Raw genomic sequence first — 19,202 nt, 5'->3', positions numbered from 1 at the left:
GCGCCGCCTGGCGCCCGTCTTTCAAGAGATGGCCGGGTCAAGCCCGGCCATGACTTTTGATCCGGTCCGATCCCGGAGAACGAGAAACCATGGCAAAACCTGTAAAAACCTCCGGTCCCTCGCAGCGCCAACTCCGTGTCGGCGAGCTGATCCGCCACGCGCTCGCCGAGATGCTGGCGCGCGGCGACATCCATGACGATGTGCTGGCCAAGCATGTCATCACCGTGCCCGAGGTTCGGCTCTCGCCCGATCTGCGGCTGGCGACCTGTTACATCATGCCGCTCGGTGGCGATGACATCGCTCCCGTGCTGAAGGCGCTCGACGCCCATAAGCGCTATATCCGCGGCGAGGTCGCCCATCGCGTGAACCTGAAATACGCGCCCGATATCCGCTTCCGCCAGGATGAGAGCTTCGACGAGGCGGCGCGGATCGATGCGCTGCTCGATTCCGATGCCGTCCGCCGCGACACCGATCGCAAGCCGCTCCGGATCGGCCGCGACGAGACCGATCAAGACAAGCCCCATGATGATGAGTGACGAGAACGGCGCTGCCCCCGAGGCCGGCAAGGAAACGGGTGGCAAGGAAACCGGCGGCAGGGAATTCGCGCCGCGTCCGAAACGCCGCGACGTCCATGGCTGGGTCGTGCTCGACAAGCCGGTCGGCATGACCTCGACCCATGCGGTCAGCGTGGTCAAGCGCGCCTTCTCGGCCAAGAAGGCCGGCCATGCCGGCACGCTCGACCCGCTCGCCTCCGGCCTTTTGCCGATCGCGCTCGGCGAGGCGACCAAGACCGTCCCCTTCGTGATGGACGGCCGCAAGGCCTATCAGTTCACCGTCGCCTGGGGCTCGCAGACCGATACCGACGACACCGAGGGCAAGGTCGTGGCGACCTCCGAGGCGCGGCCCGAAGAGGCGGCGATCGCGGCGCTGCTGCCGCGTTTCACCGGCACGATCCAGCAGGTGCCGCCGAAATTCTCGGCGATCAAGATTGCCGGCGAGCGTGCCTATGACCTCGCCCGCGACGGCGAGGAGGTGACGCTGGAGGCGCGGCCGGTCGAGATCACCGCGCTGCGCATCGTCACGCATTCGCCGGAGACGACGACCTTCGAGGCCGAATGCGGCAAGGGTACCTATGTCCGCGCCATTGCGCGCGACCTCGGGCTGGCGCTCGGCTGCCTCGGCCATGTCGCCCATCTCAGGCGCACCCGCGTTGGGCCGTTCGCGGTCGAGGATGCGGTCTCCGTCGAAACCCTGCGCGAGGGGCCGGAAGCGGCGGCGAGCGCCTTGCGGCCGGTCGCGACCGCCCTGTCGCTGATCCCGGAGATCGTCATCCATCGCGATGCGGCGCTCAGGTTGAAGCGCGGTCAGAGCATCCTGCTGCGCGGGCGCGACGCCCCGATCGAGGCGCAGGCGGTCTACACCACCTGTGGCGGCGTGCTGATCGCCACCGGCGCGATCGAGCAGGGCGAGTTCGTGCCGCACAGGGTCTTCAATCTCTGAGGCGTGGAAGCGCCGCTGCGCCTCTGGCGGCGGCGCGCGATCCGGCTAGGCTGGGCCGCCATCTGGAGACCAGCCATGCGCCTCGCCTATGTCGACTACCATACCTGCGGCGAGCCGGTCCGGATCGTCACCTCGGGCTATCCCGAGCTGACTGGCGCGAGCATTCTGGAGAAGCGCCGGCAGGCCCGCGAACGCCACGACCATCTGCGCCGGACGATGATGCTGGAGCCGCGCGGCCATGACGGCATGTACGGCGTCATCCCTGTGGCGGCGAGCCATCCCGAGGCGGCCTTCGGCGTGCTCTTCACCCATAATGAGGGCTATTCGACGATGTGCGGCCACGCCACCATCGCGCTCGGCCGCTATGCGATCGAGCATGGGCTGGTGCCGGCGGTCGAGCCGGTGACGCGCTTTTCGATCGAGGCACCCTGCGGCCTTTTACGCCTCGCCTGCGAGGTCGAGGGCGGGAAAGTCGGCAAGGTGAGTTTCGAGAGCGTTCCCGCCTTCGTGGAAGCGCGCGCTCTTCCGGTCGCGCTGCCCGGCTTCGGAACGGTGGTCACCGACATCGCCTATGGCGGCGCCTATTACTGCATTTTGCCGGCCTCGCGTTTCGGGCTCGACCTGTTCGCGAGTCCCGTCGCGGAAATCGTCGCGGCGGCGGGGCTGCTGACCGACACCGTGCGGACGGCACGGGTGATCACCCATCCGACCGAACCCGATCTCGGCTTCCTCTATGGCACCATCGTCACGGACGAGGCTGGACCGGAGGCCGAGAGCTTCAATCTCTGCGTCTTCGCCGAACGCCAGATCGACCGCTCGCCGACCGGTTCCGGCGTGACCGCGCGCATGGCGCTCGACCATGCCAAGGGCCTGGTCCCGGCCGGAAGGAGCCGCAGCTTCCGCAGCATCACCGGCGGAACCTTTACCGGCACGGTGATCGGCCCGGTCGAATGTCCCGCTGCCGGTGCCGTCACCGTCGCGGTCGCCGGCACGAGCCATCTTGCCGGCGAAGGCAGCTTCGTCATCGAGGCCGACGATCCGCTGCGTCATGGCTTTGCCCTGCCGCGGCGCTTCGCCGAGATTCCAGGCGCTCCGGCGCGGGGCTAGGACGGCTTTCGCCGTCATTCGCCGGTTCCCGCAGGCTCCCGGTAAGGTTTTTCTGCCAGTCTCCGCGCGATCAGGAGGGTGGCATGGTGATGGGAACGGCCAACGCGCAGCAAGGACGCGCCGGCGGTACCGAAGGCTGGAGCCTGCGCCGCCTCGCCCTCAGCCCTCTCTTCTGGCTCGCACTCTTCCTCGCCTTCGTCCTCGCCGGGCTGCTCCTGCCGCTGCGCCTGCCGCTCGGCTCCAACTACTGGGACACCGCCGTCTATTTCGACGCCGCCCAGCGCATCCATGAGGGCCAGATCCCGAGCATCGACTTCTTCGCGCCGGTAGGCCCGCTCGGCTATTATCTCGTCGCAGGCCTCGACCTCGCCTTCCCCAGCGCCCACCCGATCCTGCTCGCCAATTGGGGCGTGCTGCCGGTGGCGCTGCCGCTTCTCGCCGTCATCGTCTTCCATGTCGGACAGCGCTCGCGCGGACAGGCGCTCGCCCTGCTGCTGCCCTTCCTGCTCTTCGCCTCGCTGCCGATCAATCTGCACGAACTCTATCCGCTACCGGGCCTCGACGGCTTCGGCCATTACAACCGCCATATCTGCCTGCTGCTCTATCTGCTGGTGGCGGCGCTGTTCTTCGTGCGCGGCCCGCTGCTGCTGACCGTGCTGGTCGCGACGCTGATGCTGGCGCTGTTCCTGGTCAAGGTCACCGGTGCCGTCAGCGGCGCCATTCTGGTCGGCTATGCCGTGCTGACCGGCCGGATGCGCTTCAGGGATGCGGCGCTCGCCGCCGCCGCCGTCATCGCCATCCTCGCCCTGGTCGACCTCGGTACCGGCCTGGTCAGGGCCTATGTCGAGGACATCCTGATCCTGCTCTCGCTCAATACCGGGGCGCTGCTGCCGCGCTTCCTGACCGTGGCCTCGGTCAAGTTCAACGTCGTCGGCTCGGTACTCGTCCTGCTCGGCGTGCTGGTCTGGGCGGCCTGGCGCGACCGGCCGGCGGCGTTGGGCTCGTTCCTGCGCAGGCTTGCGGTTTCGACCACCGGCTGGCTCGCGGTCACCCTGTTCGCGCTCGTCTTCTTCGAGACGCAGAACACCGGCAGTCTCGAATTCATCGCGCTCTGGCCATTGCTGCTGGCGATCCTGCTGGAGTGGCAGGGGCGGGCGGACCGGCTTCGCCCGGTGGTGCTGGTGCTGCTCCTGGCCGCGTCCCTGCCCTCGGCGCTGATCTTCATCGAGCGCGGCGCCCGCGCCATGCTCGGCGCACCGAGCTATCAGGCGCTGCGCGTCGACGATCTCGGCCGGATCGGCCGCGTCAGCGTCAAGCGCGAGATCGCCGAGCGCGCGCCGCTGATGCTGGAGCACTACGCGCGGAACCAGCCGGCCTATGCTGACCTCGCTGCCAAGGGCCAGCTCCCCGCTTTCATCCTCTATTCCGCCATCGACTATCAGGCGACCTGGCTGCTCGAGGCCGAGCAGGGCGTCGAGGCGATCCGCGCCTGGGAGAGCACCAACAGGCGTCAGCTCAACGGCTTCTTCACGCTCGATTTCGTCGATCTGTTCAATCGCGGGCTCGACCGCAGGCCGCCGCGCCATGTCCCGATCGGCATCGATCCGTTCCGCAGCAATCCGAAGGTCGCGGCCCCGGCGCTGGAGGATCTGCGCGAAATCGATGCGATCATGGCGCCGAAATGCCCGCAGACCACGGCGCGCGGCATGATCCTCACGCACTTCGCGAGGGCGTTGGAAGGGCGGGCCAGGATCGCGCTCTCGCCCTGCTGGGACATGTATCTGAGGGGCTGAACGGCAGCGCTTGCGGGATTCGCTCAGAACCTCAACGTCATCCTGGGCTTGTCCCGGGATCCATCGAAGGTCGCCAGAGCCTTATGATGGATCCCGGAGCTGCGCCGCTATAGCGGCTTGTCCAGGATGACGGCAGAGTGACGGCACCAAGATCCCGCCGGTCAGACCGGCGCCGCCAGCCGCCGCGTCAGCGCCGCGTCGATCGCGGCCCGGAGGGCGCGGGCCGCCGCCGTGATGTCCTCGGCTGCGAACAGCGCGCCGATCACCGCGACGCCATCGGCGCCGGCGCCTATGACCGAGCCGGCATTGCCGGCATCGATCCCGGCGATGGCGCCGACCGGGAGATCGCCGAGCGCCTGCGCCGCCGCGCGCCGCAGTGCAGAATAGCCCTCGATGCCGAGCGGCGCCTTGGCATCGTCCTTGTGCTGCGTGGAGAACACGGCCCCGGCGCAGGCATAGTCGATCTTCGCAGCCGCCAGTTCCGGCAGGTCCTCGACCTTGTTCAGCGTCGCCCCGATGATGGCGCGCGGGCCGAGCAGGCGGCGGGCGTCGCTGAGCTTCATGTCGTCGGCGCCGAGATGGACGCCGTCGGCGCCTGCGGCGAGCGCGACATCGACCCGGTCGTTGATCAGCAGCGGCACCAGCGTGCCGTGCAGGGCCGAGCGGATGGCGCGGGCCTCGCGCACCATCTCGCGCGTCGTCTCGTTCTTGGCGCGCAGCTGGATCAGCGTCGCGCCGCCCTCGACGGCCTCGCGCGCCATGTCAGCCAGCGAGCGGCCGCGGGCGATCTGCGGGTCGACGATGCCGTAGAGGCTGATGTCGACGGTCATGGCGGTCTTCCTGTCCTGGTGATGCCGGGCGCCGTGCGGCGCTGGGAAGCAAGCTTGCCTCCCTGCGCGTCCGGCGCCCGCGGCGGGTATCACCCCGCCAGATGTTGCGCCAGCGTCGCCTCGTCGATGCCGGCGAGGGCGTCGACGAGCTCGACCGCGAAGCTACCGGGTCCACGCGCACGTTCCGCGGCGATTTCGCCGGCTATGCCATAGGCCGTCAAGGCCGCCGCGGCGGCGACGGCCGGGTCCGCTTCGACGGCGCAGCAGGCCGCGATCAGCGCCCCCGCCGCGCAGCCGACGCCGGTGACCTTGGTCATCAGCTTATGGCCATGGGCGACCGAGAAACGCGCCGCGCCGCTCTCGATCCGGTCGACCTTGCCGGTGGTGACGCGGGTCACCCCTTCGGCAGCGGCAAGATCGAAGGCGAGCGCCGTCATCTCGGTGGCGTTGCCGCGCACGACGAGGTTCGGCAGGCGCAGCACCTCGCGGGCGATGTGCAGGCGCAGCGGCGAGAGCTCGACGAATACCGGGTCGAAGACCAGGGGCTTGCCGCGGTCGCGCGCCACCTCCAGCAGCTTCGGGATCGCGAGCTCGCTCTCGGCGTTGATCGTGCCGATATTGATCAGGATCGCGCCGGCGCCCTCGGCCATCGCCGCGACCTCGTCGACATGGATCGCCATGGACGGGATCGCGCCGAAGGCGAGCAGCATGTTCGCCGTGATGTTCTGCGCCACCGTGTTGGTCAGGCACTGCACCCGCGGGCGGCTTTCCGCCACGCGGGCGAGGACCGAGGCGACGCGCGCAGCATCGAGCCGGTCCATCGCCATGACCGCGCTCATTCGGCCGCCGGCAAGTAGAGCTGAGCTCCCTTCTTCAGGAACTCCTCCGACTTCGCCGCCATGCCTTCGCTCGCCATCGCCTCGAGCGCAGCCCGCTCGTTCTCGCCCATCGCCAGCACCTCGGCGCGCAGATCCTGAGTGATCTTCATCGAGCAGAACTTCGGCCCGCACATCGAGCAGAAATGCGCGACCTTATGGGCGTCCTTCGGCAGCGTCTCGTCGTGGAACGACCGCGCCGTGTCCGGGTCGAGCGCCAGGTTGAACTGGTCCTCCCAGCGGAAGTCGAAGCGGGCACGCGACAGGGCATCGTCGCGCAGCTTCGCCGCCGGATGGCCCTTGGCGAGGTCGGCGGCATGGGCGGCGATCCGGTAGGTGATCACGCCGGTCTTGACGTCGTCGCGATCGGGCAGGCCGAGATGCTCCTTCGGCGTGACATAGCAGAGCATGGCGCAGCCGAACCAGCCGATCATCGCCGCGCCGATGCCGGAGGTGATGTGGTCATAGCCGGGCGCGATGTCGGTGGTCAGCGGTCCCAAAGTGTAGAACGGGGCTTCGCCGCATTCGCGCAGCTGCTTGTCCATGTTCTCCTTGATCTTGTGCATCGGCACATGGCCGGGGCCCTCGATCATCACCTGGCAGCCCTTGTCCCAGGCGACCTTGGTGAGCTCGCCCAGCGTCTCCAGCTCGGCGAACTGGGCGCGGTCATTGGCGTCGGCGATCGAGCCTGGACGCAGGCCGTCGCCGAGCGAGAACGAGACGTCGTATTTGCGCATGATCTCGCAAATCTCGTCGAAGCGCTCGTAGAGGAAGCTCTCCTTGTGATGCGCCAGGCACCAGCGCGCCATGATCGAGCCGCCGCGCGAGACGATGCCGGTCACGCGGCTGGCGGTCAGCGGAACATAAGGCAGGCGCACGCCGGCATGGATGGTGAAATAGTCGACGCCCTGCTCGGCCTGCTCGATGAGGGTATCCTTGAACACCTCCCAGTCGAGCTTGATCGGGTCGCCGCCGACCTTCTCCAGCGCCTGGTAGATCGGCACCGTGCCGATCGGAGCCGGCGAGTTTCTGAGTATCCAGGAGCGGATGTTGTGGATGTTGCGGCCGGTGGAGAGGTCCATCACCGTGTCGGCGCCCCAGCGGATCGCCCAGACCAGCTTCTCGACCTCCTCGGCGGCGCCGGAGGTCACGGCGGAGTTGCCGATATTGGCGTTGATCTTGACCAGGAAATTCCGGCCGATCGCCATCGGCTCCAGTTCCGGATGGTTGATATTGGCCGGGATGATGGCGCGCCCGCGGGCGATCTCCTCGCGGACGAATTCCGGGGTGACGAATTCGGGCACCGAGGCGCCGAAGCTCTCGCCATCGGCATGGCGTTCCTTCGCGCCTTCCAGCATGGCGGCGCGGCCGAGATTCTCGCGATGGGCGACATAGATCATCTCGGGGGTGATGATGCCGGCCTTGGCGAACTCGTACTGCGTCGCCATCTGGCCGGGCTTGGCCTCGAGGATCGGGCGCTGCGCCGGGCAGGCCGGGACCAGGTGCTCCTCCGAGATGTTGCCGTTGTCGGCGGCGGTGACGGCGCGGCCGGGCACGGTCGCGAAGCCGCGCGCATCGAGCCAGGCGCGGCGCGGCTGCGTCAGGCCGGCATTGAGGTCGATCTGCACATCGCTCTCGGTATAGGGGCCGGACGGATCGTAGATGCGCACCGGCGGCTCGGCATCGGTGGTCAGCACCACCTCGCGGAAGGGCACGCGCATTTCGGGATGCTCGGGCGCCGCGACATAGATCTTGCGCGAGCCGATGATCGGCCCGGTCGTCACGCTTTGCGGCGCGGCCTTGACTGAATTCTTCTGGGGCTTGGTATGGGCGTTCATGGGATCTCCCCCTTGGTCCAAGGTTCAGGAGATCCGGGTGTCTGGACGGTCCAGTCGCTGTTAAGCGGCTACGGAAATAGGGCGTAGGCCGCGTTCCAGTCCCTCCGCCGGTATGACCCGGATCAGGTTCGACGGGTTCGGCGTCGGACGCCATCTCAGCTCTTGCGAGCACCCCTCGGAACGAAACGGAGGTTAGAGGCGCTCGAGAGAGGAAGCAAGCCGGCCTTGGGCCGGCGGCCATGTGATGGCGGCATGGGCGAAGGCCGGCGCTGCCGCTTGCGATCGGCTCGGCTCAGACGGTGACGTCGAGATGCTCGCCCTGGCCGAAGGGGAGGGCGGCCTTCTGCTCGGCGATGCTGCGCTCCAGCATCTCGACGAGGCCGCGCTGGGCATCGTCCAGCTCTTTCTGCATTTCGCTCTGCTGCGTCGGCTGGGGCCGCTCATTGGGCCGGATGACGAAGCTTTCGGCGATCAGAAAAGACGAGTCGCTCATGCTCTCCTCCCTCGTATTGGAGGATAGGGAGCGAGCCTTACCCGAATCTGAATCAGAAACCGCGCGTTGCGGCAGACGGCGCCGATCAGGCGGTCACGTCGAGGTTGCCGCCCTGCCCGGTCGGCAGCGTGGCCTGCTGCTGCTCGGCTGCCTGCTGCAGCATCGCGACCACGGCCTGATCGGCCTTTGCGTTCTGCTTGAGCATTTCGAGCTGCATGGTCTGCTGCGTCGCGGCCGAGCGCATGCTGACCAGACTCTGGGCGATCGCGGCCGACATTTCGCTCATGGCAAACTCCTCGCCGCGACCATAGGCGGCGAGCCCTTACGCAAATCTGAATCCTCGGCGGCGCTCCAGAGCGATTAGGGTGCGATGATCGATGGTACGCCCCGGGGCATCGGCAGATTGCGGTTCGGCGCAGGCGCGCCTTGGCGGTCGCGCGACATCTGCTCGCGCTCCCGCTGGACCTCGGCGCGTTCCGGCGCGGGCTCGCGCTGCTGAACTTCCTCGGCATTGGGCGCCATCGGCACGCCGGGCGCACGCTCGCGCTGTGCCGTCGGCGTCCGGGGGCTGGATTGTTCTTGTCCGGCTGCCGCTTCGGCGGCGATCAGCCCGATGAGCACGAGACCCGTCAGGAACCAGAATGATCTGCGCATGGAGCCCTCCTGCGCGCTTGGCCGGTCGTCTGCGGAATCCGGCCCGACGATCAAACGCCCAGCGGCGGCGAAGGTTCCATCGCAATTTCAGGCGAAGGCCCGGGCGTCCGCGAGGAAAGCGCCCGGGCCGTGCCCTCACCGCGCGTTCTGGCCGGTGAGCAGCGGGGTGATCCGGCGCAGCGTCACGCGCCGGTTCTCGCGCGAGTCGCCTTGCGTCTGGACCTTGAGATATTGCTCGCCATAGCCCTGGGTCGTCAGGTTTTCGGCCGGCACGCCGAAATCGCGGGTCAGGATCTCGGCGACCGACTGGGCCCTGCGGTCCGAGAGCGAGAGATTGTCGATATCGGAGCCGACCGCGTCGGTATGGCCCTCGACCAGGAAGACCTCGTTCGGCATGCGCTCGACCGCCTGCATCACCGCCTGCGCCAGCACCCGCAGGCGCTGGGCCTGGTCGGTGCCGACCGTCCAGGAACCGGAATCGAAGTTAATCGTGTCGACATCGACGCTGCGCATATGGGCGCGCAGATCAGGCGAGTAGCGTACCTCGTCCAGCGTGTAGCGGCGCGGCACCGGGGCGACCGGAGGAGCGGTGATCGTTTCGTAGATCAGCCGTTCATCGGCGTGGCCGGCATCGACGACATACCGCTCGCGCGGGATGCGCAGCGGCGGCGGTGGCAATTCGACGATCTCCTCGGCGAAGCGCGGGCGCGGCCCGTCGCGACGCATATTGTCGATAATGATGATCTCGGTGCCGTCACGCTCGCGCCGCGAGCGCCGCAGCAGGCGGCCGTCGCCATCCGTCACCGTCACGATCTGCGTACCGTCCCGGCGCTCATAGACCGTGACCGTCTCTTCGCCACGGCGCTCGCTGCGGGTGTCGAGGCCGAGATCGCGGAAGCGCTGGTTCTCGTCGCGCCGGATGATGACGCGATCGTCATCGCCGCGGATGAGCGTCCGGCCGGGTTCGCGGATGATGGTGACGTCGCCCTCGCGCGTCTCCTGCCGCCGGCTGCGGACATCGTCGATCCGGTCGGCACCCTGTGTCGCCATGATGCCGCCGATCGCGGCCGCGCCGAGCCCGATCGCGGCCGCCCCGCCGAGGCCGAGGCCGCCGCGCCGGCCCTGACGTTCGGGCGGCGGCAGCTGACCGGGGGCAGGCGCAGCTTGCGAAGGCGCGGCCCCCGGCTGCGGCGGGGCGCCTGGCGCGCGGCCGGCGTTCGGAGCGGGCCCGGGCTGAGCCGGACTGGGCTGGGCGGTGCCACCGGCTGCGCCCTGGCCGGTTCCGGGCTGCACGGGGGCAACGGGCGCCGGGATGGGCGCCGGCTGGCGGTTAAGCCCGGAGGGCGGCTGGGCCGGCGCCGTCGGGGCAGGCGGCGTGCCCGGTGCGGGAGCCGCCTGTCCGGAGCCGGGCTGGCGGTTCGAGCTTGGTGAGGGCTGCGACGGAGCTGCGCTCGGCTGCGGCGCGGCAGTGGGAGCCCGTCCGGCCGGCGGCACGGCGGTTGGCTGGCCGCCGCCCGGAGCCACCTGACCCGGTCCGGGGCGATTGGGTGCTGCCGGTGCCACGGGGGGCTGGCCTGGCGCGGTCTGCGCCGGAGCGGGCCGGCGCTGGCCGTCCTCGCCCGATGGTGCAACCGGGCTGCCGGGCTGGGCAGCAGGTGCGCCGGGCCGCCCCGGCGAAGGCTGCGGCGCGATCTGGCCGGGAGCCGGACGTTGCGGCGCGCCGGGTACGGCCGAGGGAGTACGCGGAGCCCCCTGTGGGGCGGACGGCGCGATCTGGCCTGGGGCTGCGCCGGCAGGCGGCACGGGGCGACGCGGCTGCTCGGGTTCGCTCGGCGTGGCCCGGCCGGCCGGAGGCGCCGCCTGCGGGGCGGAAGGCGGGCGCGGCACGTTCGGGTTCACCCCGGCCGGGCGCTCGGGCTGGGCGGGACGGGCCGCCGGCGGCTGACCCGGCGCCGGGCGGGCACCGGGGCGTTCCTGCCCGCCTTGTGGAGGACGTTCCTGCCCGCCCGGCCGCTGGCGCCGCGGATCGGGACGGTCGTCATCGCCCGGCTGGGCCTGGGCGAGCTGGAGCGATGGCGCGGCGAAACTGCCCTGCGATAGAGCGATGGCGGGGATCAGGGTGCCGAGCAGGAGCAGGTTCTTGAGGCGCATGGTGACGTCCGTTTCCAGTTGTTCTTCCGGACATCAGCGCTGCCGCGCCCTGAATTCCGGATGAACCGAAAACGGCTGAAATCGGGCACGGTTCCGCTGCCCAAAGGGCAGGCCACGCCCGTTTTCGCGGGTTTCAGAGTCCGGCCTGCGCCTTCACATAGGCCGCGATCTCGGCATGCGTCGCGAACCAGACATCGCCCTTGCCCTTGGCGTGCCGCACCAGCTCCTCGAGGATCCAGAAGCGCGAGCGATAGGTGATGACATGCGGATGCATCGTCAGCAGGAACAGCCCGCCATCCTGGTGGGCGCCGTCGAATTCGCGCCGGAAGATGTCGAACACGGCTTCCGGCGGCGTATAGGGCCGCAGCGCCTGGAAGCGGTTCATGTTGAAATAGACCGCGTCGTCGCGGATCCACTCGACCGGCAGCTCGACCATCCCGGTCGGCTCGCCCTTCTCGACCAGTTCATAGGGGTCGTCATCGGCGAAGAGCGAGGAATCGTAGAGCAGGCCGAGCTCGCGCTCGACCGCGAGCGTCACTTCGGAAAAGTCCCAGGACGGGGTGCGCATGCCGACCGGCCTGACCCCGGTGATCTTCTCCAGCGTATCGGCCGAGCGCAGATGCAGCTCGCGCTCCTTCTCAGGCGGCACCGCCGTGTTGACCTCGTGGATCCAGCCATGCAGGCCGATCTCGTGGCCCTCGGCGACGACGCGGCGCTGCTCGTCGGGATAGAGCAGGGCGGTGACGGCCGGCACGAAGAAGCTCGCCTTGATCTCTTCCCTCGCCAGCATAGACAGGATGCGCGGCATGCCGGCGCGGTTGCCGTATTGCCCCCAGGACAGCCGTCCGACGGATTTGCCGCCGTCGCGCAATTCATTGGTCTCATGGTCGACGTCGAAGGAGAGCGCGACCGCGCAGCGCGCCCCGCCCGGCCAGCTCTTCGGCTTGAGATTACGGCCGGCGCGCACGCGCTCGACCTTGCCGCGCCAGGTCTCCTCGGGCCACTGCCAGGGTTCGAGATCGTCCATCGTCATCCTCCAGTCACGAGGCCGCTGCCGGCAGCACCGGCACGGCGGCGAGCAGGCGCTTGGTGTAGTCGTGCTGCGGCCGGTCATAGACCTCTGCCGCCGGGCCTTCCTCGACGATCCGGCCGCGATACATCACCGCCACCCGCTCGCAGAGATGGCGCACCACCGAGAGGTCATGGGAGATGAAGATCAGCGTCAGGCCGAGCTCGCTGCGCAGCCGCATCAAGAGGTTGAGGATCTGCGCCTGGATCGAGACGTCGAGCGAGGCGACCGGCTCGTCGCAGATCACGAGATCCGGCTGCATGGCGAGCGCGCGGGCGATCGCGACGCGTTGGCGCTGGCCGCCGGAGAACTGGTGCGGATAGCGGCCGGCGACGGCTGGATCGAGCCCGACGGCGTTGAGCCAGTCGCGGACATATGCGTCGGTCTGCGCCCTGTCGACCAGACCATGGGCGAGCGGCCCTTCGCTGATGCTGTCGCCGATGCGCATGCGCGGGTCGAGCGAGGCGAACGGGTCCTGGAAGATCGTCTGGACGCGGGTGGTGAGCTTGTGCGGCGTCTCGCCGGTGCTCATCACCGGCTGGCCGGAGAGGCGCACCGTGCCGGCGCTCGGCGCGTAGATGCCCGCCGCCATCCGCCCCAGCGTCGACTTGCCGGAGCCGGATTCGCCGACCAGACCGAGCGCCTCGCCGCGCGGCACGGTCAGGCTGACGGAATCGACCGCCAGCACCGAGACCGCCGGCTTTGCCAGCCCGAACTTCTCGGCCAGCGTCCGCAGGCTGCCGGTGCGGGTCTCGAAGCGCTTGCTGACGTCGTCGAGCACGAAATAGGGCGCCGCTTCGTCACCGGCCGGCTCCGCCTTCGCGGCCGGCAGGCGTGGCGGTGGGGCGGCGTCGGGCACTTCGCCACGCAGCAGGTAGGTGCCCGGCTTGGCACGCGAGGGCAGGGCATCGAGCAGGGCGCGGGTATAGGGATGTTGTGGCCGCGTCAGCACGTCGAGCGTCGGGCCTTCCTCGACGATCTTGCCGAGCCGCATCACCGCGACATGCCGGGCGATCGAGGCGACGGTGGCGAGGTCGTGGCTGATCCAGATCAGCGCCGTGCCAAGCTCGGCGACGAGCTCCTTCATCTCGGCCAGGATCTCGGCCTGGATCGAGACGTCGAGCGCGGTGGTCGGCTCGTCGCAGATGATCAGTTTTGGCCCATGCAGCAGCGCGATCGCGATGGCGACGCGCTGGCGCATGCCGCCCGAGAGCTGGTGCGGGTAGAAATCGACCGTCGCCTCCGGATCGGGGATGCGCACCTGTGCGAGGCCCTCGATCGCGCGCCGGCGCGCCTCGGTTGCCGTGATCTTCCGATGCGCCTCCAGCGCCAGCCGAATCTGCTCGCCGATGGTCAGGACCGGGTTCAGCGTCATCAGCGGGTCCTGGAAGACCATCGAGACGGTCTTGCCGCGCAGCGCCCGGAGCTCGTCCTGCGGCAGGCCGGTGAGCTCGCGCCCTTCGAGCTTCACCGAGCCGCCGGTGACGCGGCCGGGCGGGTCGATCAGGCCGATGATCGAGAAGCCAGTGACGCTCTTGCCCGAGCCGGATTCACCGACGAGCCCCATCACCTCGCCGCGCCGCAGCGAGAAGGAGACGCCGTCGACCGCCTTCACCACCCCGGCGCGGGTGAAGAAATGCGTGCTGAGGTCGTGGACGTCGAGGAGGGGCGCGTCGGTCATGGTTTGCTCCCTTCTCCCCCTGCGGGAGAAGGTGCCGGCAGGCGGATGAGGGGTCGCGCGACATTGCTGAATGTCGTCGTCCCCTCTTGGCGCGAACCGGCCAGCGTCGTGCGACCCCTCACCCCAGCCCTCTCCCGCAAGGGGAGAGGGGGCACGGTGGCGGCCAGTCCCGGCGAGAGCGTCCTCATCGCTTCAGCCTCGGATTGACCTGGTCGCGGACCTGGTCGCCGACGAGATTGATCGCGACGATCAGCAGGATCAGGGCAAGGCCGGGATAGATCGAGATCCAGTAGCGGCCCGACAGCATGTACTGGAAGCCATTGGCGATCAGCGCGCCGAGCGAGGGCTCGGTCACCGGCAGGCCGACGCCGAGGAAGGACAGCGTCGCCTCGAGTGCGATCGCGTTGGCGACCTGCACGGTCGCGACCACGATCAGCGGTGGCAGGCAGTTCGGCAGGATGTGGCGCCAGACCACCTGCCGCGCCGGCAGCGGCGTCGAGAGCGCCGCCTCGACATAGTCCTTGCCGCGCTCGGCCGAGGCCGCGCCATGGGCGGTTCGGGCGAAATAGGCGTATTGCGCGGCGGCGAGCGCGGCGATCAATTGCGCCTTGCCCTGGCCGAGCAGGGCCGAGATCACCAGCGCGAGCAGGATTGCCGGGAAGGCGAGCTGCAGGTCGATCACCCGCATGATGAAGGCTTCGCGCCGTCCCCCGAGATAGGCCGCGCTGATGCCGAGCCCGACGCCGACGACGAAGGCGATGGCGCCGGCGACCAGCCCCATCTGCAGCGAGATGCGCAGGCCGTAGAGGATGGCGGAGAACAGGTCGCGCCCCTGCGCATCGGTGCCGAGCCAGTGGACATAGCCGCCGGAGCCGACATAGCCGGGCGGCCGGCGGGCATCCATCAGCGCGAGCTTGGCGAGGTCGTAAGGGTCCTGCGGCGCGATCAGCGGCGCGAGCAGGGCGACGCCGACCAGCGCCACGACGAGGGCGAGCGCCGCGACCGCGATCCTGCTCTCGCGGAACTCGGCCCAGAAGCGTCTGGCGGGCGAATCCTTGCGCATCAGCCGCGCCCCTTCCGCAGCCGCGGATCGAGCGCGAAATAGGTCAGGTCGACCAGGAAGTTGATCATGATGAAGACGAAGGCGACCAGCATCAGATAGGCGACCATCACCGGCCGGTCGAGCGACTGGATGGAGTCGATGATCAGCTTGCCGATGCCCGGCCAGGAGAAGATCGTCTCGGTGACCACGGCGAAGGCGAGCGTCGAGGCGAATTCGAGCCCGAACACCGTGACGAGCGGGATCGAGATCAGCCGCAGCACATGCCGGCGCAGCACGGTCCATTCCGACAGGCCGGCGGCGCGGGCGAACTTCACCGTGTCGCTCAGCATGACCTCGCGGGTTCCGGCGCGCGCGAGGCGCGTCATCAAAGCGAGCTTGAAGAAGGCGAGATTGGCGGCCGGCAGCAGCATGTGGCTGAGCCCGTTCGCGGTCAGAAAGCTCCATTCGACACCGAACAGCGCGGCCGTGTCGCCGCGTCCGCCGGCCGGCAGGATCTGCAATTCGACGGCGAAGGTCATGATCAGCACGAGGCCGATCCAGAAGGTCGGCACCGAGAAGCCGAGGATCGAGATCGCCATGATCGTCTTGGCGAGCGCGCTGTCCGGCCGGTAGCCGGCATAGATGCCGGCCGGGACGCCGATCAGTGCCGCGCCGACCACGGCGGCGATCGTCAGCTCCAGCGTCGCCGGCAGGCGCGACAGGATCAGCTCCAGCACCGGCATGCCGAAGACGAAGGAGCGGCCGAAATCGCCGTGCAGCACGCGGCCGAGAAAGGTGAAATACTGTTCCCAGAGCGGCTTATCGAGCCCGTAGCGGACGATCGTCTCGAGGCGGATATCCTGGCTGACATCGGGGCCGATCAGCACGTCGATCGGATTGCCGATCGCATAGACGCCGATGAAGACCAGCGCCGACATGACGAGCATGACGGCGAGCGCCTGTAGGATCCGCTCGAGGACGTGCGTCAGCATCGGCGCGGCGTTCTTCGAAAAATGCCCTCGGACCTTATCCTGCGGAGCCGCAAAGCGGCGTCCCGAAGGATGGTCCAGGGTGCACCGGAGCATTCTTCGAGACGCGATCTGCGATCGCTTCTCAGGATAAGGTCCGAGGAGGGACCGCTCGTCACGGCCAGCTCTCCGCCATCGCCGCCCGTGTCTCCTCGACTCCGACCGTCCAGACCCTGAGCATCTCCGCGTCGGGGCGCTGGTAGCGGCCGTGGAAATTGCCGTCGCCGAGAATCTCGCGCTTTCGCTGGGGATTGGCTGCCTGGTAGAGGGCGGCATCGAAAGGCGGCTTGACGATGTCCGGCATGGCCACGCCCTCAAGGCGGGTCCAGGGAAAATTCTCCATCCAGGAGGCATGCGACGCGGCCGGGTCGATCTGCCGGACGGCCGCCTGGAACAGCGGGCCGGCCCACCAGTTGTGCATCTTGACGCTGGCGTCGGGGCGCCTGCCCATCCATTCCGTGGCGAGCGTCATCGCCGGCGAATTGCCGCCATGGCCGTTGACCAGCACGATACGGCGGAAGCCGGAGCGATAGACGCCTTCGAGCAGGTCCTCGATCACAGCGAGATAGGTGCTCATCCGCAGCGAGACCGTGCCGGGATAGGCGGTGAAGCCCGGCGTCATGCCGTAGGCCAGCACCGGAAAGACCGGAATCCCGAGTGGTTCGGCGGCCTCGTTCGCGACGCGCTCGGCGAGGATCGCGTCGGTGGCGAGGCTCAAATAGGCATGCTGCTCGACGCAGCCGAGCGGCAGAACGCAACGGTCGTCGCGCTTCGCCTGTTCCTCGATCTGCATCCAGTTCATCCGGGAAACCAGCATGACCGATCCTTGCGTTTCGACGAAACCACGTCATCCTTGACAGCCGCATCCGGGGTCGTCAAGTTCCATATGGAACCAAGTCAGGGAGTGTCGCAATGCGCCTCGCGCCGACCGCCTTGTCGAAGCTGGACAGCGAGCGCGAGGCCGCTCTGCGCAATCTCGACCCGTTGATCGTCACCAAGCTCTGGGGCAATCCCTGCTGGCTCTCCTTCCGGCTGAATTTCATCGCCTTCCGCTTCAATGATCCGGTCTATCGCTGGATCGAGGCGCGCTACGGGCTGGTCCGGCCGGAATTCGTCGCGCTCTACGCGGTCGGCCTGAAGGGCGGCGTCGCCGCCAAGAACATCGTCGCCTCTGCCGGGCTGCCGAAGAACACGCTGTCGCGCGCCATCCAGAAGCTGCTCGAGCGCCGTCTGCTCAAGCGCGAGAGCGATCCCGACGACCTGCGCAGCTATGTGCTGGCCCTCACCCCTGCCGGCAGGGCGATCTTCGACGAGACCATGCCGCGGATGGTGCAGCAGCAGGCTGCGATGCTGGGTGCGTTGAGCGAGGCCGAGCAGAAGCAGTTCTGCGAGCTCCTGGACAAGATGGTGATCGCCTCTCCGACCTGGCCTGTCGACCTCGAACCCGAAGGTAACCCGTCATGACCGAGACCTTGCGCATCTTCCCGCTCTGGCGGCGGGCCACCTTCGCTGCCCTGTGCGGCATCGGGCTCGCCGGTCCTGCTCTCGCCCAGAACCTGACCATCGGCGTGCGCGCCGGCCCGGAATCGATCGATCCGCATTTCACCGCGACCGGCACCCATGCCGAGGCGCTGAAGCATGTCTTCGACACGCTGACCTGGTCAGGCGACAAGCTGCAGATCGAGCCGCGCCTGGCGACGAGCTGGAAGGCGATCGAGCCCGCCGTCTGGGAGTTCAAGCTCCGCCCCGGCGTCAAGTTCCATGACGGCTCCGACTTCACCGCCGAGGACGTCAAGTTCTCGATCGAGCGCATCCCGGTCGTGGCCGGACCGAACCCGACGACGATCTATGTCCGCCGCGTCAAGGAGGTGAAGATCGTCGACCCGCTCACCGTCCACATCGTCACCGACGGACCGGCGCCGAATCTGCCGAACGATTTCATCCGGCTCTTCATCGTCTCGCACAAGGCGGCCGCCGGCCTGACCAAGGACAATGCGAACGAGGCCTTCAACGGCGGCAAGGCGGCGATCGGCACCGGCCCCTATAAATTCGTCTCCTGGACGCCGAAAGACCAGCTCGTGCTCGACCGTTTCGACGGCTATTGGGGCGAGAAGCAGCCTTGGGCCCGGGTGTTGCGCAAGGAGCTGCCGAACGACGCCGCCCGCGTCGCCCAGCTCAAGGCCGGCCAGGTCGACATCATCGTGCGCGCGCCGGCCTCCGACGTGCCGACGCTGAAGCGCGATGCCAAGCTTTCGGTAGCGACCATCGACACCGTCTATGTCTTCAACATGGAGCTCGACATGCGGGACAAGTCCCCGCAGGTCAGCGCCAAGGACGGCTCGGCCCTCCCGAAGAACCCGCTGCAGGACGCCAGGGTCCGCGAGGCCATCGACCTCGCCATCGACCGGCCGGCCCTCGCCGAGATCGCGATGGAAGGGCTGGGTGCACCGGTCAACCAGCTGGTGACGCCGGATATCGCCGGCTACAACAAGAGCCTGCCGCCGCTGAAGCCCGATCTCGCCAAGGCCAAGAAGCTGATGGAGGAGGCCGGCTACCCGAACGGCTTCAAGGTCGGCTTCTCCTTCACCAGCGATCGCCTGCCCGGCGACCGGCAGGTCGGCACCTCCATCGCCCAGATGCTGGCGCGGATCGGGATCGAGGTGAACGCCAACGCCCAGCCCGGCGCCGTCTTCTTCCCGGCCCGGCTGCGCGGCGAGTTCTCGCTCTCCATGTCCGGCTGGGGCACGCTGACCGGCGAGGCGAACTACACGCTCTCCTCGGTGGTGCACTCCAACGACCCCGCCAAGAAGCTCGGCGCCTTCAATGTGCTCGGCTACAAGAACGCGGAGCTCGACAAGCTGATCGAGGATGCCGCGATCGAGATGGATGAGGCCAAGCGCAACGACCTCCTGGCGCAGGCCAACGCCATCGTCGCCAAGGACCGGCCGCGGCTGCCGATCGTCGCCGTCGGCTCGGCCTGGGCGATGCAGAAGGCCAAGGTGACCATCCGCCCGCGCGTCGACGAGGACACGCTGGCCATGGACATCAAGCCGGCGAAGTAAGGGGAACCAGGACCGTCATGCTCGCCCTTGTGGCGGGCATCCACGTCCTGAACATCGGACTGCCCAGACGAAGACGTGG

The 19,202-nt window shown here is 68.5% G+C and carries 18 protein-coding genes and 1 riboswitch; of the genes, 6 read left to right on the top strand and 12 right to left on the bottom strand.

All coding sequences use genetic code 11. The features are described from left to right. Nucleotides 1-89: 89 nt before the first annotated feature. The 4 genes from rbfA (at nt 90) to ACWGRX_RS10485 (ending at nt 4,400) form a co-directional block, all read left to right on the top strand. Nucleotides 90-536, top strand: coding sequence for a 30S ribosome-binding factor RbfA (gene rbfA / locus ACWGRX_RS10500; RefSeq protein ID WP_291638033.1), 447 nt, complete (start codon nt 90-92; stop codon nt 534-536). After that, nucleotides 523-1,500: a tRNA pseudouridine(55) synthase TruB gene (truB, locus tag ACWGRX_RS10495; RefSeq protein ID WP_452117504.1), complete on the top strand. Its 978-nt coding sequence runs from the start codon at nt 523-525 to the stop codon at nt 1,498-1,500. The genes rbfA and truB overlap by 14 nt, the downstream gene beginning before the upstream one ends. A gap of 75 nt (nt 1,501-1,575) precedes the next feature. Further along, nucleotides 1,576-2,607: a proline racemase family protein gene (locus ACWGRX_RS10490; protein ID WP_452117503.1), complete on the top strand. Its 1,032-nt coding sequence runs from the start codon at nt 1,576-1,578 to the stop codon at nt 2,605-2,607. Nucleotides 2,608-2,690: 83 nt separating this feature from the next. After that, the gene (locus tag ACWGRX_RS10485; RefSeq protein WP_452117502.1) at nt 2,691-4,400 is read left to right on the top strand and encodes a hypothetical protein; all 1,710 of its coding nucleotides are present in this window, start codon (nt 2,691-2,693) and stop codon (nt 4,398-4,400) included. A 161-nt stretch (nt 4,401-4,561) separates the two neighbouring features. On the opposite strand, the gene thiE is transcribed toward ACWGRX_RS10485, so the two are convergent. From thiE to ACWGRX_RS10425, 12 genes are all read right to left on the bottom strand, one after another. Further along, entirely contained in the window at nt 4,562-5,230 is a 669-nt protein-coding gene (gene thiE / locus ACWGRX_RS10480; protein WP_452117501.1) for a thiamine phosphate synthase, read from the bottom strand. An 89-nt stretch (nt 5,231-5,319) separates the two neighbouring features. Next, the gene (locus tag ACWGRX_RS10475) at nt 5,320-6,069 is read right to left on the bottom strand and encodes a hydroxyethylthiazole kinase (protein ID WP_452117500.1); all 750 of its coding nucleotides are present in this window, start codon (nt 6,067-6,069) and stop codon (nt 5,320-5,322) included. Then, entirely contained in the window at nt 6,066-7,943 is a 1,878-nt protein-coding gene (thiC, locus tag ACWGRX_RS10470) for a phosphomethylpyrimidine synthase ThiC (protein WP_452117499.1), read from the bottom strand. Before thiC ends, ACWGRX_RS10475 begins: the two co-directional genes overlap by 4 nt. Nucleotides 7,944-8,024: 81 nt before the next feature. Continuing rightward, a riboswitch (TPP riboswitch) is annotated at nt 8,025-8,129 on the bottom strand. A gap of 106 nt (nt 8,130-8,235) precedes the next feature. Continuing rightward, the gene (locus tag ACWGRX_RS10465; RefSeq protein WP_452117498.1) at nt 8,236-8,436 is read right to left on the bottom strand and encodes a hypothetical protein; all 201 of its coding nucleotides are present in this window, start codon (nt 8,434-8,436) and stop codon (nt 8,236-8,238) included. Nucleotides 8,437-8,521: 85 nt separating this feature from the next. Continuing rightward, the gene (locus tag ACWGRX_RS10460) at nt 8,522-8,722 is read right to left on the bottom strand and encodes a hypothetical protein (RefSeq protein WP_291638025.1); all 201 of its coding nucleotides are present in this window, start codon (nt 8,720-8,722) and stop codon (nt 8,522-8,524) included. Nucleotides 8,723-8,796: 74 nt separating this feature from the next. Continuing rightward, entirely contained in the window at nt 8,797-9,090 is a 294-nt protein-coding gene (locus ACWGRX_RS10455) for a hypothetical protein (RefSeq protein WP_291646166.1), read from the bottom strand. A gap of 135 nt (nt 9,091-9,225) precedes the next feature. After that, nucleotides 9,226-11,241 (bottom strand): OmpA family protein, encoded by a 2,016-nt coding sequence (locus tag ACWGRX_RS10450; protein ID WP_452117497.1) that lies wholly within the window; start codon nt 11,239-11,241, stop codon nt 9,226-9,228. 133 nt (nt 11,242-11,374) lie between these two features. Continuing rightward, entirely contained in the window at nt 11,375-12,268 is an 894-nt protein-coding gene (locus ACWGRX_RS10445) for a polysaccharide deacetylase family protein (protein WP_452117496.1), read from the bottom strand. A gap of 13 nt (nt 12,269-12,281) precedes the next feature. Continuing rightward, nucleotides 12,282-13,991 carry a dipeptide ABC transporter ATP-binding protein gene (locus tag ACWGRX_RS10440; protein WP_452117495.1) on the bottom strand — a complete coding sequence of 570 codons (1,710 nt, stop codon included), beginning with the start codon at nt 13,989-13,991 and terminating at the stop codon, nt 12,282-12,284. Nucleotides 13,992-14,175: 184 nt separating this feature from the next. After that, nucleotides 14,176-15,054 carry an ABC transporter permease gene (locus ACWGRX_RS10435; RefSeq protein ID WP_452117494.1) on the bottom strand — a complete coding sequence of 293 codons (879 nt, stop codon included), beginning with the start codon at nt 15,052-15,054 and terminating at the stop codon, nt 14,176-14,178. Then, nucleotides 15,054-16,025, bottom strand: a complete 972-nt coding sequence (locus tag ACWGRX_RS10430) for an ABC transporter permease (protein WP_452117493.1) — start codon at nt 16,023-16,025, stop codon at nt 15,054-15,056. The genes ACWGRX_RS10435 and ACWGRX_RS10430 overlap by 1 nt, the downstream gene beginning before the upstream one ends. Before the next feature lie 151 nt (nt 16,026-16,176). Next, a complete protein-coding gene (locus tag ACWGRX_RS10425; protein ID WP_452117492.1) occupies nt 16,177-16,878 on the bottom strand; it encodes a creatininase family protein in 702 nt (233 codons plus the stop codon). A gap of 95 nt (nt 16,879-16,973) precedes the next feature. On the opposite strand from ACWGRX_RS10425, the gene ACWGRX_RS10420 reads away from it, so the two are divergent. Further along, nucleotides 16,974-17,525, top strand: coding sequence for a MarR family winged helix-turn-helix transcriptional regulator (locus ACWGRX_RS10420; protein WP_452117491.1), 552 nt, complete (start codon nt 16,974-16,976; stop codon nt 17,523-17,525). Next, entirely contained in the window at nt 17,522-19,123 is a 1,602-nt protein-coding gene (locus ACWGRX_RS10415) for an ABC transporter substrate-binding protein (RefSeq protein WP_291638013.1), read from the top strand. The genes ACWGRX_RS10420 and ACWGRX_RS10415 overlap by 4 nt, the downstream gene beginning before the upstream one ends. Nucleotides 19,124-19,202: the final 79 nt, after the last annotated feature.

This window comes from Allobosea sp. NPDC055594, from assembly GCF_053618995.1.
This window is presented reverse-complemented; position numbering and strand designations above follow the sequence as displayed.

What these genes read in the sequence shown, in the direction of transcription:
- ACWGRX_RS10425 (WP_452117492.1), bottom strand. Translation starts at nt 16,878, where the DNA reads ATGCTGGTTTCCCGGATGAACTGGATGCAGATCGAGGAACAGGCGAAG.
- ACWGRX_RS10435 (WP_452117494.1), bottom strand. Translation starts at nt 15,054, where the DNA reads ATGCGCAAGGATTCGCCCGCCAGACGCTTCTGGGCCGAGTTCCGCGAG.
- ACWGRX_RS10430 (WP_452117493.1), bottom strand. Translation starts at nt 16,025, where the DNA reads ATGCTGACGCACGTCCTCGAGCGGATCCTACAGGCGCTCGCCGTCATG.
- ACWGRX_RS10415 (WP_291638013.1), top strand. Translation starts at nt 17,522, where the DNA reads ATGACCGAGACCTTGCGCATCTTCCCGCTCTGGCGGCGGGCCACCTTC.
- truB (WP_452117504.1), top strand. Translation starts at nt 523, where the DNA reads ATGATGATGAGTGACGAGAACGGCGCTGCCCCCGAGGCCGGCAAGGAA.
- thiE (WP_452117501.1), bottom strand. Translation starts at nt 5,230, where the DNA reads ATGACCGTCGACATCAGCCTCTACGGCATCGTCGACCCGCAGATCGCC.
- ACWGRX_RS10440 (WP_452117495.1), bottom strand. Translation starts at nt 13,991, where the DNA reads ATGACCGACGCGCCCCTCCTCGACGTCCACGACCTCAGCACGCATTTC.
- ACWGRX_RS10450 (WP_452117497.1), bottom strand. Translation starts at nt 11,241, where the DNA reads ATGCGCCTCAAGAACCTGCTCCTGCTCGGCACCCTGATCCCCGCCATC.
- ACWGRX_RS10455 (WP_291646166.1), bottom strand. Translation starts at nt 9,090, where the DNA reads ATGCGCAGATCATTCTGGTTCCTGACGGGTCTCGTGCTCATCGGGCTG.
- ACWGRX_RS10490 (WP_452117503.1), top strand. Translation starts at nt 1,576, where the DNA reads ATGCGCCTCGCCTATGTCGACTACCATACCTGCGGCGAGCCGGTCCGG.
- rbfA (WP_291638033.1), top strand. Translation starts at nt 90, where the DNA reads ATGGCAAAACCTGTAAAAACCTCCGGTCCCTCGCAGCGCCAACTCCGT.
- ACWGRX_RS10485 (WP_452117502.1), top strand. Translation starts at nt 2,691, where the DNA reads ATGGTGATGGGAACGGCCAACGCGCAGCAAGGACGCGCCGGCGGTACC.
- ACWGRX_RS10475 (WP_452117500.1), bottom strand. Translation starts at nt 6,069, where the DNA reads ATGAGCGCGGTCATGGCGATGGACCGGCTCGATGCTGCGCGCGTCGCC.
- ACWGRX_RS10445 (WP_452117496.1), bottom strand. Translation starts at nt 12,268, where the DNA reads ATGGACGATCTCGAACCCTGGCAGTGGCCCGAGGAGACCTGGCGCGGC.
- thiC (WP_452117499.1), bottom strand. Translation starts at nt 7,943, where the DNA reads ATGAACGCCCATACCAAGCCCCAGAAGAATTCAGTCAAGGCCGCGCCG.
- ACWGRX_RS10465 (WP_452117498.1), bottom strand. Translation starts at nt 8,436, where the DNA reads ATGAGCGACTCGTCTTTTCTGATCGCCGAAAGCTTCGTCATCCGGCCC.
- ACWGRX_RS10460 (WP_291638025.1), bottom strand. Translation starts at nt 8,722, where the DNA reads ATGAGCGAAATGTCGGCCGCGATCGCCCAGAGTCTGGTCAGCATGCGC.
- ACWGRX_RS10420 (WP_452117491.1), top strand. Translation starts at nt 16,974, where the DNA reads ATGCGCCTCGCGCCGACCGCCTTGTCGAAGCTGGACAGCGAGCGCGAG.